We start from the raw sequence: 14,437 nt of genomic DNA, 5'->3' as shown, positions 1-14,437 counted from the left end.
TACGTGGAACCATCGCCACAGTGGAAGAAGGACGGCCTTGCCCGACGAGTTCGTGACGAGCCTGGACAACAACGGCGAGACCGCGACCGTCGCGCTGCGGGGCGAGGTCGACGTGCTCACCGTCGACCAGGTGCGGGCCGCGCTGTCCGACGCGCTGGCCACCCGGCCCCGCGAGATCGTGGTCGACCTGTCCGGCCTGGTCTTCATCGACTCCACCGGCCTGGGCGCGCTGGTCTTCGGCTTCCAACGCGCCCGCGACGCCGGCGTCCGCTTCCGACTGACCCGGGCGACGCCTTCGGTCCGCCAGATCCTGGTGCTCAGCGGCCTGCTCGAGGTCGTCGAACTGACCTAGGTGGGCTACCCGCCGGCCGCGTTCCCCACCCGGCTGGGCCATCCGTCACCCGGGCGTCAGCGGAGCCCGACGATCAGCAGGGCGATGTCGTCGGCGCGGCGCGGGGCCGAGGTGATCAGCCGGTCGCACAGCTCGTCGGCCGGGAGGGCGGCGTTGCCCCGCAGGACGGCCCGGATGCGGGCGATGCCGTCGTCGATCAGATGAGCCGGGTGTTCGACCAGGCCGTCGGTGTAGAGCAGCAGCGTGCTGCCGGGCGCCACCCGGCGCCGGTGAGTGGTGCGGTGATCGCGGGGGAGCAGGCCGAGCAGCGGTTCGGGCGATTCCCACCACACCTCGACCTCGCCGTCGGGGCGCAGCAGCACGGGCGGGGGATGGCCGGCGTTGGCGAACGCGATCACGTAGTCGTCGCCTTCGCGAGTCAGGCGGGCCAGGACGGCGGTGGCCGCGGCCGGGACGTGCAGGCCGTGCAGCGCGCGGTCGAGCTGGGCCAGCAGCGGGCCGGGATCGTCGGCGCGGCCGTAGGCGTCGCCGCGCACCAGGTTGCGGACCTGGCCCATGGTGGCGGCGGCCTCGATGTCGTGGCCGGAGACGTCGCCCACGGCGAGGATCAGGCTGCCGTCGGGCTGGGCGAACGCGTCGTACCAGTCGCCGCCGACCGACGCGCCGGCCTGGGCCGGCAGGTAACGCCCGTGCAGGTCGACCCCCTCCACCCGGGGCAGCTCGGGCAGCATGCTGTGCTGCAGGACCTCGGCCACGTGGCGCTGGCGGTCGTACACCCTCGTGTTGTCGACGGCCATGCCGGCGCGGCGGCCCACCTCGGCCGCGGTGCTCTCCTCGGCCTCGCTGAACCCGGGCCGGCCGGGACCGTTGACCAGCAGCACCGCACCCAGCACGCGATAAGTGACGGGCGAGGTGATCGGCACGACCAGGGCGGACGAGCAGCCCAGCCGGTCGGCCACCTCGGCGCTCAGGCGGGCACGCAGCTGGTCCACGTCGCCCCGGCTCGTCCGCTGCGCCGACCGGAGCAGCGGTGCCGCGTCGAACGTGGCGGTGAGCCGGTCGAGGGCCTCCGCGTGGGCCCCGTCGTGGTGGACGGCCGAGACGTGCCGGATCGTGCCGCCCTGATCGGCCAGCGCGATCAGGCACCAGTCGGCCAGGCGGCCCGCCACCATGCCGCCCAGCCGGTGCAGCGCCTCGTCGATGTCCATCGTGGTGGTCAGCACGTCGGTCAGCTCGCCGAGCAGCGTGAGCTGGTCGTGCGCGGACTCGGCGGCCCGCCGGGCCTCGTCGGCGATCTCCCGCGCGATGCGCAGCCGCAGCTCGGAACTGCAGACCTCGCCGAGCTCGCGCAGCAGGACGATCTCGCTGCTGGTCCAGACCCGGGGTTCGCGGTCCATGACGGCCAGCGTGCCGAGGACCAGCCCGTCGGAGTCGGTCAGCGGCACCCCGGCGAACGCGATCGCGCCCAGTTCGCGGATCGCCAGGTTGTCGCGCATCCGCGGGTCCTCGCGCACGTCGGGCACGACCAGCGTCGCGCCGGCCTCGACCACGTGGCGGCTGAACGAGTGGCTGAGCGCCATCTCACGCCCGGACGCGAGCGGCTCGGGCAGACCGACCTGACCGGGCAGATGCTGGCAGTCGGCGGAGACCACCGTGACCAGCGCAACCGGCGTGTCCACCAGCCGCTCGACGATGCCGGCGATGCGGTCGAAGGCGGGGTCGGCCCGTGACCCGAGCCGGAGCCGGGCCACCGAACGCAGGCGTGCGGGATCGGCGAGAACGCTCCTAGGCGCCTCCGAAGCCAAGTCACCCCGCAGCAAAGTCGCCCCCCGGCCGGTCAGAGCAGCCAGGCTACCGGGCCGGGGCCGCCGTCATCGACCTTCGGGTGACCGCACACGCATCCCCTGCCAAACCCTGCCCACGTCACCACCCAGCCCACCTCGGAGCACCAGCCACCCTGAAGCACCAGCCACCCTGAAGCGCCGGCCCGCCCCGAAGGCGTCGCCACTCCCGCTCGAAGCGCCGCCCGGCCCACCCCGGGCGGCAAGGAGGTCAGGAGCCGGGGGCCGGGTCGGTGGCCGTGGTGATCTCGGCCCCGGCCGCCATCGGGGCCCACCGCTTGGCCCACGTCTCGCGCGCCGCCTCGAAGGTGGCGTCGTCGGCGCCGAACATCGAGACGGTCACCTCGAAATGCGTCGCTGTCGGCTCGTCGAGCGGGACCCGGCCCGCGGCGACGATCAGGTGCCCGTCACCGTCGACCGTCCAGGCCACCCGCGGCCCGAACCGCTCCCACTCGCCGGACGCGAGCGTCAGTGCCTGCCGGCCGGTCGTCTCGCCGGTCAGGTAGAGCGTGCGCCGTCGTCCCTCCGGGCGCTGGTCGAGCAGGAAGCGCAGCTGGATCAGGAACGCCCGCCACCCCTCCTCGATCGCGTCGTAGCGCTCGGACCCGCCCGGGCTGTTGCCTTCACGGGTCACCCGCACCCGTGCCGAGTCGTCGTCGCCGGTCACCTCCAAATAGGACCCGTCGGCCCAGCCCATCTGCTCGGGCGCCAGCAGGGTCGCCTCGTCCAGGAAGATCTGCTTGATCTCGGCCGCCAGTCCGTCGTAGTCCCACCCGAACCATTGATGGAGCAAGGCCGGCTGGGTGACGGACTCCCAGACCTCGTCCCGCCCCGCCGCCACGGAGATCTCCACGTCGTAGGGCTTCAGTTGACGCGCCTGGGTCATGTCCCGGCCCCGGCTGCGCTCATGTCACGTTTGTCGGTCCACTCGGTCATGAACCCATCTTTGGGGCAAGAGGGCTTTTACGCCACGCGCCGGGGAGCCCCGGCCGACGGATCGAACGGCGCGTGGCTGCCCGCCGTCAGCCCCGAGCGCAGTGTGGCTCGGATCTCGGCCCGGCCCAGCCCGGCGAAACGCGCCGCCTCCTCGAGTTCGCGCACCGTCTCGCTCAGGTCGAGCAGGCCGGCCCCGACGAACCGCCCCAACGAGTACGCCGCGCGGTTCAACGTGTCGTTGCGGCTGCCCACGGGGGCGCGGGCGACCCGGTCGGCCTCGGCGGCGAGGGCTGCCCGCGCATACCGCGTCGGATGCGCGATCGCGCGGTGACCGGGCAGCGGGGGCGGGCCCTCGATCAGCGCGCGCAGCGCCGCCGGCCCCTCGGGCAGCGGTTCGCTCGGCCGGTGCACCCAGCGGTAGTCGCCGCCGGAGGCATGCCGCGACGGTGGGGCCACCACGTAACCCCCGACGCCGCGCCAGTCCAGGCCGGGCAGCAGGCGCACCCGATTGCCGTAGCCCATCGGCCGGAACCAGAAATGCCAGCCGCCGCCACCGGTGCGCACACGGGGACCGGCGGGGAAGTCGCCGCCGAGCAGATGGCACAGGCCGTGCCAGCCCTCGGCCGAGTCGACGTCGGCCACATCCATCGCGACGCCGGTGCGCAGCCCCACGTTCGCTCCCGGCCAGCGTGACCACCACAGCTCGAGCAGGCGGGGGTCGGTGCTCGCCTCGTGCAGGCCGTGGCGCAGGTGCGGATGCTTGCCCGGTCGATCGCATGACGCTCCTCTGTCGCAGGTGCAGCCGCCGCGCGGGTCAGGCGCGTGCACCGGCAGGACAGGGATGCCATGCCGGGCGTAGGCCAACGCGGCTGTCAGCGACATTAGAACAAGCGTACGACAGTTTTCACTCGATCTTGAGGGTTTGCAGCACCTGCGCGATGTGATGCGAGGTGCTCCACGACATCCAGCCGGCCGGGCTGCCGGCACCGGGTGCGCTGCGGGCCCGGCGGGCGATCTCGGCGTCGCCCCACGAGAACCGGGCCCCGGCGGCCGGCCAGTGCGGCGAGGTGACCAGAGTGCGGCACAGGTCATGGCAGCGGTCGTCGCTCCGGCCGCCCCGCCGCGACCAGCGGTAGATCCGCCAGTGGTGCTCGCCCGTGTAGCGCAGGGTCGGCAACTGGCGGTGCCGCTGCACGCCCCGCCGGCGTACGGGGGAAGTGACGCCGTAATCCGCGTAGCCGATCCCGGGTTCGCCGATCCGCGCCCACACCCGCGCGTCGTGCCGGTCGATCGTGACCGGCACGTCGGTGGGCAGGTCGTCGAGGTTGGGCGGCATCGCGCCGGAGGCCACACTGATCGAGCGCCACGGCCGGGTCCGGGCCCACCGCAGGATCCGGTGCAACTGCTCCTGGAAGCGGGCGGCATGGGTCACGCACGCCGTCTCGGCCAGGTCGATCAGCAGGTCGACCTCCTCGGCCTCGAGGCCAGAGGCGTGCAGCAGGCGGTCGGCGAGCGCGTCGGCCTGAGCCGGGTTGGCCGCGTCGGCGTGAGGCTGGAGCCGCAGCACGGCTCGGCGCAGGTGCATGCGCGCGGCGAGCCCGTGGGCGGCCAGGCGCCGCCGGCTCTCCTGACCGCGCAGCACCGGCAGCATGGCCACGCCCAGATCGGCCAGTTCCTCGGCCAGGTCGAGCGAGGGCGCCACGAGAGGGTCGGCCGGGTCGGGCAGCTCGCCGAAATCAACCGCCAAGGCCCCCGTACGCGGTGGCAGCTCGCGGATCAGCGGAAGAACGCCCGGGCCGTGCTCGAGCTCGAGGATCGGCATGACCCGTACGGCCTCGGTGGCCGACAGATGCGCGAGGGCCGCCAGCTCGCCCCGGCGTGGCCGCAGGATCGGCCGATAGACGCTGTCCGGCTTGGACGCCGCCGTCGTGAAGACCGCCATTAACACAAAGTAGCGGTTACTGTCGTCTTAGTGACACTCCCTTGTGTAAATGGGCAAGGATCGCCTGATTTGCCTCCCAGCCGTCGGGGAACTTCACCGGCACGTTGAGATGCACCGGCTCGGTCGACGGATGCGCGTCGAGCAGCTCGGCGATGCCCTCGCGGGCGACCACCACACAGGCATGCCGATGGCGCGACGTCAGCACGCACAGCCGGCCCGACTCGAGGTGGAAGGCGGTCGCGTCCTGCCGGCCGGAGAGCGGGTGCAGCACGATCGTCAGGTCGTACTCCCGGCCCTGCAGCCTGTTCGCCGTGTCGACCGTGACGCCTTTGACCTCGGGCGGGAGCAGGGCTCGGATGGTCGCCGCCTGGTCGCGATGGGCGGCGCCGATGGCGATGCGGTCGGCGGTCAGCGGGCCACCGCCCGACTCCGATGCGGTCACCCCGTCGCGGGCCAGGGCCCGGGTCGCCAGCTCGGCACAGGCCGCCGCGGCCTCGGCGTCGGTGCGGATCGTGAAGCGGGCCGGGAGCTCGTGCAGGCCCCAGCCGGTCGCGGCGGCCGCGTCGAGCACGTCGTCCAGCCGGTCGGCGGCCGGGCGGTCGAAGACCAGGTGGCGATCGCCCGGGCCGGTGCCCGAGCGGAAACCGGTGAAGGGGTAGAAAGCCTCGGCCACGACCGGGGCGGCCGTGTGCGGCAGCCGCCACGAGACGGGCAGACGGTGCACGGGCAGGCCGGGGTTGTGCCGCAGCAGCACCGCGACGGCGCTCTGCATCGGATCCCACGACAGGCCCGTCCAGCGTTCGACGTCGACGGTCGAGAACGGGTCGAGCTGGCCCGGGTCGCCCACGAACAGCGCCCGGACGAACCGGGGCGCGACGCGCAGCAGGGCGTCGGAGCGCATCTGATAGGCCTCGTCGACGATCGCCCACGGCCACGAACCCTCGGACACGGTGGCCCACTTCGCGGCAGTGCCGATGGTGACCGCGGGCGTGCCGAGCTCGGCCACCTTGGCCCCGACGCGGCACTGCGGATGGTCGCGGACCCGCTCGCTGGCCTCGTAGTCGACTGCCGACAGCCGGCCCACGGCGACCTCGGGCGAGCGCGCCCCGAGGCGGGCTATCAGATCGTCGACCTGTTCGTTGGTCTGCGCCACGATCATCAACGGCTCACCCGCCGCGGCCAGCTCGCCGGCGGCCCGCACGACCAGCGTCGACTTGCCCGCGCCGGGCGGCGAGTCGACCACCACGCCCCGATGGTCGCCCTCGCGCAGATCGCCCAGGACGGCCTCGACGACGAGCCCCGCCTCGGCGGCCGGGGACAGCACCTGTTCCGCATTCACCGGGGCACCGTAGCGCGGCCCCCCGACAGTTCTGGCTGATCATCGGCCGCGCGCCGGAGTTATCCACAGGCCCCGGCGGGCCCTTGCGGCGGCGTTACGTTGAGTCCCGAGTTCGGCACGGGGAGGTGTGACTCCATGTTCGACGGTCGTGATCTCGAGGACGCGGAACGCATGATCGACGACTGGCAGACCGGCATCGAGGCGCGGGCCGCGCAGGCCCGCGAGCTGTCGGCGCGGCTGTCCGCGGTCACCGCGACCGCCCGCAGCGACGACGGGCTGGTCGAGGTGACTGTCGCGTCGGCGGGCGACATGGTGCGACTCGACCTGGGCGAGGGCATCCGTGGGCGGCCCGCGGCCGAGACAGCGCGCGTGATCCTCGCGACGGCGCGGGCGGCTCGGCGGGCGTTGGCGGCCCGGATCACCGAGGTGACGACCGAGACGGTGGGTGCCGAGTCGGAGACCGGGCGTGCGGTGATCGAGTCGTACGAGCGAAGGCTGTGTGAGCCCGATGAGTGATCATGTCGAGGTGCGGCCGGCCGGCCTGACAGCCCACGCCGCCGCGGTCACGGCGATCGGCGACCGGACCGGGCAGGCGGCGCGCGCCGGGGATGCGGTGCGAGCGGGCCCGGAGTCGTACGGGGAACTCTGCCGGATGGTGCCGACGGTGCTGGGCGCCCTTCAGGACACGCTGGTCGACGGCATCACCACGGCGGCCGCGGCGCTGCACGACACGGCGGCGCGGCTGCGCACGACGGCGGCGGAATACGAGAACACCGACCGGCGGCGGGCCCACCAGTTCGATCACCTCCGGGGCGGGCGATGACCGGCTCGCTGGTGGCGCCGGTGACCGAGACGCCGCCGAGCGCGTGGGCGGGCGTGTGGATCGCCGAGGACGTCGAGCAGATCGCCGCCGGCATCCGCGACGGCAGCTGGATCGACGGCACGCTCGGCGTGGTCGCGGGCGGGCTGGACGCGCTGGCGCTGATCACCGATCCGGCCGGGGCGCTCCTGCAATACGGCATCGCGTGGCTGATCGAGCACGTCAAGCCCCTGTCCGAGGCGCTCGACCGGTTGGCGGGCGACCCGGCGCAGATCGCCGCGCACGCCCGGACATGGCGCAACGTCTCGGTGGAGCTGGCTCACCAGGCCGACGACCTGACCCGTACGGGGTGGGAAGAGCTCGCGGACTGGTCAGGCTCGGCGGCCGGTGCCTACCGCGCGCATGCGAGCCGGCAAGAGCAGTCCGTACGCATCCTGTCCCGCGCGGCCGACGCGATGGCGCTGATGACCGAGGGTGCGGGCGCGCTGATCGGCACCGTCCGCCTGATGATCCGCGACGCGGTGGCCACGGTGGTCTCCCGGTTGCTGGTCTACGCCGCGGAACTGATCGCCACGGCCGGATTGGCCACCCCCGTCGTGGCGGGCCAGGTTTCCACCCTGTGCGCTTCGTGGGGCGCCCGGATCGCCCACTGGCTCCGCGACCTGGTGGCCGCCCTGCACCGGCTCGCGCACGCGGCGAAGTCGCTCGGCGGACGCGTCGACGAACTGGCGGTGGACGGGGCCGATCCGCGCGCCACCGGCGGGGAGATGCGGCCGCCCCTGCACGAGCTCGACTTCGAGTTCACCTGGGCCGAGCGGAGTTACGAGCGAATCCGAACGGCCACCGACGACGTCGGACAGGTGGCCACGACAGCCGCACGCTACGGCTTCAGCGAGGCCGACGTCCGCCAGGTCAAGAATCACGTCTTCCTGGAGGAGCACGTGCTCGACCTCTACGACGACGTGCCCGCGGAGGTGGCCCGCTTCGGCAGCAACCCGCGCATCGCGGAGGCGTGGGAAAGACTGCGCACCGGCAACCCCCACCCCGAGGACATCGTGTGGTTGAACCACGAGCGGTACGAGGCGCAATACATGATCGAGACCGGTGATCCCAGCTACCGGCGGGCGCACAACGCGACGCTGGAAGCCGGTCACGAATGGCATCCGGAGGCCGCCGCGGCCGACGGATTCGGTTACCAGCGTCGGTAGGAGGCTTCGATGGTCGCGGCGTTCAACCTGGGAGTGTGGCGACAGGCGCTGCTGCCACACGGTGCCCTCTACCGGTGGGAGGGCGATCAGGGGCGCAGCGGCTCCGGGTTCGTCGTCGTCGACAGCAGGGCCGGCACCGTCCGGCCGGCCGGACGGGCGGGGGAGCCGGTGGGCGAGCTCGCGGCCGACCTGCGCACGGCAGCGGTCAGCGGGGCCTCCGACGGGGTCGACCGTTCAGCCTTCCTGCAAGTCGTGGCAGCGATCCTGCGGGCCCGGGCCCGCTCGGGCGAGTGGCCGGAAACGGCGCACGCACACTACGGCTGACCGGGGGCGGTCGCACAGGCCGGCCGCACCGGCGCCCTTTCTCGGCGCCGCCGCGCTTTCCTCTCGCGGGCCGCGCCCTTCCTCACCTCGCGGGCACCGCGCTTCCGCCGCAGGCGCCGCGTTTGCCTCGGCTCGCAAGTACGGTGCTTCCTCCGGGGCGCCGCGTTTGCCCCGGCCTGCAAGTACGGTGCTTCCTCCAGGGGCGCCGCGTTTTGCCTCGGCCCGGCGTCGTGCACGCGGCCGGGGTCGGCGACAACGCGCTGCAAGTACGGTGCTTTCTCCAGGGGCGCCGCGTTTGCCTCGGCCCGCAAGTACGGCGGTCATCGGGGACGTGTGCGGGCGCGGGGTCGACGCGGGTGCTTCCTCCGGGAGCCGCCGCGTTTCCGTCGGCTCGCAGGTGCCCGCTCGTTCCAGGAGCGCCGCGCCTTCCCCGCGGGCCGTGCTTTCCCCGCGAGTACTGCGCTTTCCCCGCGAGTACCGCGCGTTCCCGCCCCGCAGTCAACGCGCTTCCTCCAAGGACACCGCGCTTTCCTCCGCAGTTTGCGCTCTTCCGGCGGGGCCTGCGCCTCGTTCGCGTTCACCGCCCCTCGTCTGCCCCCTTGTCTGCGGGCGTTGCCCCTCCGTCGGCGTTGCTCTCTACAGGCGTTGCCGTCTCTGCGGGCGCGGTCCTCCTCTGCGGCGCCGTCCTCCTCTGCGGCGCCGTCCTCCTCTGAGGCGCCGTCCTCCTCTGCGGGCGCCACCGCGTCCGATGAAAGGGCTTTTCGGGGGCGACGGTGAGTGTCGGGATTATGGGGCGGCTCCGGCGTGATCGCTTGCTGGGTGTGAAAAGTTGCGGCGTTCGGAGGGGGTGAGTGAATTTGTTCAGGCAGTAAGGGAAATGGGAGCGGTTCCACATGGCCGGAGATTGCGGGTGCGGACCGGTGTGTCATTCGTGTCGTGCGATTGCTCACAGTGGTCGATCGGTTACTTGACGTTCGTTCCGGGGGAAGGATTTTGAGCGGTGCGTTGGTGTCTCTGGGTTACCGGCCAATGCTTCGTCGGCTGTGGACGGCGATGGGGAACGGCGCGCTGAAGGGGCGAAACGGGTCTATGGCACGTATCCCCATGGGGAAGAGTGGCACTGACGGAAATCCGACAACGGTCTGGTCGGGCCCGCTCTAGCGTTGTCGGTGAGACGGGCTTGACTGCGGCTTCGCAGATCACCGGCCGGGGCCTTGTGGATCTCCGAGGCGGGCGGGGCGCGTACGTGGTCAAGGTTGTCAGGGCAGGGGAGTTGCAGGTCGGGGCGTTGTCAATCGTCACTGTGAGTGGATGTTTGCGTGCTGGTCACCACCCTGAAATATCTGAGTGATTGACTGGTTCCACGGGGTGAAATGCGAAGCCAGCATGCAACTTGCACGTGCGGTTCGCCGTGCAAGTTGCATGTTTCGCAAGGTCTCAACCTGCTGCTCCATCGTCGTAGCAAGCTTTTGATCGTTTCGCTGGATTTCATTCACGGGCGTTTTTGGGATCTAGGAAAGTCGACCCTTCCAGTCGATCACTGGAAGTGGAACTCTTCTAGCCAGCAGTAGCGCCAGCGACACGGACGGTGGTGGTAACGAATGCGCCCAGACGTTCTGGTCGGTCCGAGCGAGTGGGTGGTCGAGCAGTTCGGCGACAAGGTTGCCGGCGAACTGTGGACGCGGGTGCCGGAAGCCCTGAGCACCGCGATGGAGCGTGAGATCCACTCTCACCCCGCAATGACGCAGACCATGGAACGAGTGATCGCGAATCCGCGATGGCCCCTTCCCTACGAGGAGTTGGTGCTGTTCCTGGGCACGCTCCCCGGTGCCGAGATCATCACAGTGCCCAAGTCGGTCTACCAGCTGGTCGTGATCAATGGCCATGTGGTGGTGCCGTGGTGCTTCGGGCAGTCCGCCCGCGACTCCATGCTGGACGCCCCCGTCGGGCGCTCGTTCGGCCGGCTCGCCCGGGAGCTGCTGCGCCGGTTCGGCCCGCCGTGGCGGCGGTCGCAGGCCGAGTCGCCGCTGCCGCTCGACGCGGTCGACGAGCGCGAAGTCGCCAAGATCTGCGCCGCTATCGCCCAGATCGATCCCAAGCCCGAAGTAGTCATCGCCGGGTTCGCGGGTGCGCCCACCCTGGGCCTGCTCCGCGCCTGCCTCGGCGAGATCAAGTCGACCGACAACGGCTCGCTCAACTGGAGTCACCTCGACGACCTGCCGCTGCCCCCGCCCGTGATCCCTCGCCCGCGCCGCATGCAGTTCCCCTGACCCCGGACACCAGCCCCGACGCGCACCGGCCGGCCCTCGGCGGGTGCGCGTCGCCATGTCCTGGGCCGTGGGGTGGGCGTCGCCATGTCCGGGCTGACGAGGGTGGGTGTCGCCGTGTTTCGGGCCGTGGGTGTGGGCGTCGCCATGTTCTGGGCTGACGAGGGTGGGCGTTGCCGTGTTTCGGGCCGTGGGTGTGGGCGTCGCGGTGTGCTGGATCGCGGACGGGTGGAAAGCGCCGTGTTCCGAGCCGCGAAGGCTGGGCGTCGCCATGTCCTGGGCCGCGGAGGGGATGGGAGGGCACCCTGTTCTGGGGCAGGAAGTCGCAGGTGGGGCCGCTTGGGGAGTCGTGAGTAGAGGCGGCGCATCTCTTGAGCTGGTGAGTCGGGGGCGCCGGGTTGTTCGCTCGGAGGGTTGATGACCGTCACGGGCGGTTTAGCGGGGAGGGGCGCGGGAATCTCGCGGAGATGGACAGGGGAAGCAACAAGCACAGCGCGCGTGTTGACGACGAACTGGCCGATGAGGTCCGCGATCTCGTGCAAGGGGTCGGGGGTGGCCGCGCCGACGAGACGCGCGTGCCGGAGTCGCCCGCCGACGGTGAGCCCGTGGTGAGTCCCATCCTCGGAGACGCCGAGGCGAACGACATCAGCCGGTTCGGGCGGTACATCGGGCGCTCGGCGCTGCCGGGGGATCGGGTGAAGCTGCGGGAAAGCGCTGAGACCCTGCTGGCGCCGGACGACGTGCTGGCGGACATCGACACTCTCCCGGACGGCCGGGAATTCCGCACGGTCGCCGAAATCTGGACTGCGCTCGGTCGCTGAGCCCTCGAACAAAGATCCTCCCGCTGGCTACAGGGCGGGAGGATCTTTGTGTGTCAGGCTCCGGCCAGCCGCCGTGGCGGGGTACAGGCCGACGTGGCGGGGGTGTGGGCCGGCGTGCCGGGGCGCGGGCCCGGCTTGGTGTCGAGCCGGGCCGGTGGCGTGGCGGCGCGTCGTTCCGGGCTAGGACGCGTGACGGGGCGGGCCAGGCGGGCGGGGCGGCGGGGTGGAATGCGGCCCGGTGTGGGGGCCGGGCGCGGTGTGGCGGTGCGGTGGGGGTCAGGGCGAGATAAGACCTACTAATGACTTCTTTTGTGGTGACCGGGGGCGGCCGCGGGGTCGGGCGGGCGATCGTCGAGCGTTTGCTCGAGGAAGGCGGCCGGGTGGTGGTGGTTGAGTTCGACGAGCGGGCCCTCGACTGGGCGGCCGGTCGGGAAAGCGTGGTCCCCGTGATCGGGGACGCTTCGGACGAGACGGTGGTCGCGCGGGCGGTTGAGGCGGCCGGGGAGTTGCGGGGCTGGGTCAACAACGCGGCGACCTTCCCCGGCGGGTGGCTGCACGAGATGCCGGCCCCGGAAGCGGCTGCGCTGATCGCCCGCAATGTGGATCCGGTGCTGGCCGGGTGCGCGGCGGCGGTGCGGGCTTTCTTGGCGGCCGGGGTGCCGGGTTCCATCGTCAACGTGTCGTCGCATCAGGCTCAGCGGGCGGTGCGCGGGGCGTTCGCCTACGCGACGGCCAAGGCGGCGATCGAGGGGCTGACCCGCGCGCTTGCGGTTGATTACGGGCGTCATTCCGTACGGGTGAACGCTCTGGCTCTCGGCTCGATCGCCACGGAGCGGTCGGATGCGCACCTGGCCGGTCTGGCACCCGGGGCGCGGGACGGATTCGACCGGGAGATCCGCTTGTTGCAGCCGCTGGGCCGGATGGGTCGTACGAGCGAAGTGGCCGAGGCAGCTGCGTTCCTGCTGTCGGACCGGTCGTCGTTCGTCAACGGCGCGATCATCCCGGTCGACGGGGGCCGGTCCGCGGTGGGACGCGACCCCGAGGAGATTTAGGGCTGCTGGGCCAGGTACGCCGTGGAGAACGGCTCGCGGCGGGCGCGCATGTCGGCGTACGCGGTCAGCACCATCGGGGCCACCACCACCCCGGAGGCTACCGAGAACGCGGTCGACACGACGGCCAGGAACAGGGCCACCCCGGTGCCCGCGGTGCCGGACGGGTCGATCACCGAGGTGAAGATGCCCTCGACGAACGTGAATGCGAGGTAGAAACCGTAGACGGTGGCGATCCGGCCGAGCGCGGCGCCGAAGTTGGCGTGGAACAGCTGGAAGGCGCGGCTGATGCCTTCGCCCCGTTCGAGCAGGATGATCGGCGTCAGCACGGTGAGGACGACCGCGAAGTACAGGCCGGGCAGGATGCAGAACAGCAGGCCCACGAGGATGATCAGTCCGGCCAGGATCTGCCAGCCGAGCAGTGGGAAGAAGCGGCGCAGACCGTTCTTGAGGGCGGTGCCGACCGAGACCGGGCGGCCGGTGGCGCGCTGCACGAGGATGTCGAGCGTGGCCAGCTGGCTCACCATGCTCAGCACGACGGCGGCCAGGGTGAAGGGCAGGATGATCAGCAGCGGTTCGAGGAAGTCGTCGAACGAGACGTCCTGCGGGTCGGTGATGACACTGGCGTCCGGTGTGATCAGGGCGGCCACGACGCCGATGGCCAGCAGGGGCACGGCCCACACCAGCTGGACGAGGGTCATCGGCTGCCAGACGGCCGACAGCAGGGTGAAGCTGCGCCGGAACCAGCCCGCGAAGTCGGGGCTGACCAGGGGGTCGTCGGGACCGGCGTAGTAGCCGGAGGGCAGACCGTAGGCCGGCTGGGCGCCGTACGGGTAGGTGTTGGGGTCGTAACCGGGTGGCGGGCCGTAGCCGGGGGCGCCGTAGCCGGGAGTGCCATAACCCCCGTTCCCGTACGGGGGAGGGCCGTACCCGGGCGTGCCGGGCGGCGGCGTCCCGTACCCGGGCGTGCCGGGCGGCGGCGTCCCGTATCCGGGTGTGCCGGGTGGCGGCGTCCCGTATCCGGGCGTGCCGGGCGGCGGCGTCCCGTGCCCAGGCGTGCCGGGCGGAGGAGCGCCATATCCGGGCCCGCCGGGAGCAGCCGGACCGGATCCGGGTGCGCCGGGAGCGTCGTGACCCGGCGGCGGGGTCTGGTTCGGGTCGGTGTAGCCCTCCCACGGGTCCTGCCCCGGCGGCGGAGTAGCGGCCGTCGGCTCCGAATCGCCGGACGGCGCGTAAGGCGGGGGCGGCGGCCCAGCGGGACCGGAGGACGGCGGCGTCCCCGCCGGATCGGCAGGGGTCGGCCCGGCCGGCTCGGCAGGCGGCGGCACATAAGGATCAGCGGGTGGCCGCGCGTAAGGATCAGCGGGTGGCCGCGCGTAAGGATCAGCGGGCGGCCGCGCATAAGGATCAGCGGGCGGCTGCGACGGAGGGTCGGCGGGCGGCTGAGCCGTGGGGTCGGAGGGCGGCGGTTTGCCCGAGGAATCCGGGCGTTCGTCGTCCGGCGTGCCCGATGCGTTGTCGCTCACGTTCTCCCCGCT

General features: G+C 72.0%; 14 protein-coding genes. 8 read left to right on the top strand and 6 right to left on the bottom strand.

Annotated features, from left to right (window positions below; translation table 11 throughout):
* Positions 1-37: 37 nt before the first annotated feature.
* Positions 38-352 carry an STAS domain-containing protein gene (locus BKA14_RS25910; protein WP_184953454.1) on the top strand — a complete coding sequence of 105 codons (315 nt, stop codon included), beginning with the start codon at positions 38-40 and terminating at the stop codon, positions 350-352.
* A gap of 56 nt (positions 353-408) precedes the next feature.
* On the opposite strand, the gene BKA14_RS25905 is transcribed toward BKA14_RS25910, so the two are convergent.
* The 5 genes from BKA14_RS25905 to BKA14_RS25885 form a co-directional block, all read right to left on the bottom strand.
* On the bottom strand, positions 409-2,103 hold the full coding sequence (locus BKA14_RS25905; protein ID WP_239093503.1) for a GAF domain-containing SpoIIE family protein phosphatase: 1,695 nt from the start codon (positions 2,101-2,103) through the stop codon (positions 409-411).
* 301 nt (positions 2,104-2,404) lie between these two features.
* Positions 2,405-3,079 carry an activator of HSP90 ATPase gene (locus BKA14_RS25900; RefSeq protein WP_184953452.1) on the bottom strand — a complete coding sequence of 225 codons (675 nt, stop codon included), beginning with the start codon at positions 3,077-3,079 and terminating at the stop codon, positions 2,405-2,407.
* Positions 3,080-3,156: 77 nt separating this feature from the next.
* Entirely contained in the window at positions 3,157-4,011 is an 855-nt protein-coding gene (locus BKA14_RS25895; RefSeq protein WP_184953451.1) for a bifunctional DNA primase/polymerase, read from the bottom strand.
* Positions 4,012-4,033: 22 nt separating this feature from the next.
* Complete coding sequence (locus BKA14_RS25890; RefSeq protein WP_184953450.1) at positions 4,034-5,071, bottom strand: beta family protein; 1,038 nt, start codon at positions 5,069-5,071, stop codon at positions 4,034-4,036.
* Positions 5,072-5,087: 16 nt separating this feature from the next.
* The gene (locus tag BKA14_RS25885; protein WP_184953449.1) at positions 5,088-6,410 is read right to left on the bottom strand and encodes an AAA family ATPase; all 1,323 of its coding nucleotides are present in this window, start codon (positions 6,408-6,410) and stop codon (positions 5,088-5,090) included.
* Positions 6,411-6,545: 135 nt separating this feature from the next.
* Between BKA14_RS25885 and BKA14_RS25880 the strand changes: the two genes are divergently transcribed.
* The 7 genes from BKA14_RS25880 (at position 6,546) to BKA14_RS25850 (ending at position 12,902) form a co-directional block, all read left to right on the top strand.
* Positions 6,546-6,926, top strand: a complete 381-nt coding sequence (locus tag BKA14_RS25880) for a YbaB/EbfC family nucleoid-associated protein (protein WP_184953448.1) — start codon at positions 6,546-6,548, stop codon at positions 6,924-6,926.
* Complete coding sequence (locus tag BKA14_RS25875; protein ID WP_184953447.1) at positions 6,919-7,233, top strand: type VII secretion target; 315 nt, start codon at positions 6,919-6,921, stop codon at positions 7,231-7,233. Before BKA14_RS25880 ends, BKA14_RS25875 begins: the two co-directional genes overlap by 8 nt.
* Positions 7,230-8,438: a WXG100 family type VII secretion target gene (locus tag BKA14_RS25870; protein ID WP_184953446.1), complete on the top strand. Its 1,209-nt coding sequence runs from the start codon at positions 7,230-7,232 to the stop codon at positions 8,436-8,438. The genes BKA14_RS25875 and BKA14_RS25870 overlap by 4 nt, the downstream gene beginning before the upstream one ends.
* Before the next feature lie 9 nt (positions 8,439-8,447).
* Positions 8,448-8,762 (top strand): hypothetical protein, encoded by a 315-nt coding sequence (locus BKA14_RS25865; protein ID WP_184953445.1) that lies wholly within the window; start codon positions 8,448-8,450, stop codon positions 8,760-8,762.
* Between the two features lie 1,601 nt (positions 8,763-10,363).
* On the top strand, positions 10,364-11,032 hold the full coding sequence (locus BKA14_RS25860) for a hypothetical protein (RefSeq protein ID WP_184953444.1): 669 nt from the start codon (positions 10,364-10,366) through the stop codon (positions 11,030-11,032).
* Positions 11,033-11,496: 464 nt separating this feature from the next.
* Positions 11,497-11,850, top strand: a complete 354-nt coding sequence (locus BKA14_RS25855) for a DUF2795 domain-containing protein (RefSeq protein WP_184953443.1) — start codon at positions 11,497-11,499, stop codon at positions 11,848-11,850.
* A gap of 299 nt (positions 11,851-12,149) precedes the next feature.
* A complete protein-coding gene (locus BKA14_RS25850; protein WP_184953442.1) occupies positions 12,150-12,902 on the top strand; it encodes an SDR family NAD(P)-dependent oxidoreductase in 753 nt (250 codons plus the stop codon).
* Here BKA14_RS25850 and BKA14_RS25845 read toward each other — a convergent pair.
* The gene (locus BKA14_RS25845; protein WP_184953441.1) at positions 12,899-14,227 is read right to left on the bottom strand and encodes a hypothetical protein; all 1,329 of its coding nucleotides are present in this window, start codon (positions 14,225-14,227) and stop codon (positions 12,899-12,901) included. The genes BKA14_RS25850 and BKA14_RS25845 overlap by 4 nt on opposite strands.
* Positions 14,228-14,437 lie beyond the last annotated feature (210 nt).

Origin of the sequence: Paractinoplanes abujensis (assembly GCF_014204895.1) — a bacterium.
In the GTDB taxonomy this organism is placed as follows: Bacteria; Actinomycetota; Actinomycetes; order Mycobacteriales; family Micromonosporaceae; genus Actinoplanes; species Actinoplanes abujensis.
Note: the sequence above shows the minus strand (reverse complement) of the source record. Positions and strands in the feature narration are given on the sequence as shown.

Bases quoted from the DNA above. Each gene is read 5' to 3' on its own strand.
- BKA14_RS25900 (WP_184953452.1), bottom strand. From the start codon at position 3,079: ATGACCCAGGCGCGTCAACTGAAGCCCTACGACGTGGAGATCTCCGTG.
- BKA14_RS25895 (WP_184953451.1), bottom strand. From the start codon at position 4,011: ATGTCGCTGACAGCCGCGTTGGCCTACGCCCGGCATGGCATCCCTGTC.
- BKA14_RS25890 (WP_184953450.1), bottom strand. From the start codon at position 5,071: ATGGCGGTCTTCACGACGGCGGCGTCCAAGCCGGACAGCGTCTATCGG.
- BKA14_RS25880 (WP_184953448.1), top strand. From the start codon at position 6,546: ATGTTCGACGGTCGTGATCTCGAGGACGCGGAACGCATGATCGACGAC.
- BKA14_RS25875 (WP_184953447.1), top strand. From the start codon at position 6,919: ATGAGTGATCATGTCGAGGTGCGGCCGGCCGGCCTGACAGCCCACGCC.
- BKA14_RS25870 (WP_184953446.1), top strand. From the start codon at position 7,230: ATGACCGGCTCGCTGGTGGCGCCGGTGACCGAGACGCCGCCGAGCGCG.
- BKA14_RS25865 (WP_184953445.1), top strand. From the start codon at position 8,448: ATGGTCGCGGCGTTCAACCTGGGAGTGTGGCGACAGGCGCTGCTGCCA.
- BKA14_RS25860 (WP_184953444.1), top strand. From the start codon at position 10,364: ATGCGCCCAGACGTTCTGGTCGGTCCGAGCGAGTGGGTGGTCGAGCAG.
- BKA14_RS25855 (WP_184953443.1), top strand. From the start codon at position 11,497: ATGGACAGGGGAAGCAACAAGCACAGCGCGCGTGTTGACGACGAACTG.
- BKA14_RS25850 (WP_184953442.1), top strand. From the start codon at position 12,150: ATGACTTCTTTTGTGGTGACCGGGGGCGGCCGCGGGGTCGGGCGGGCG.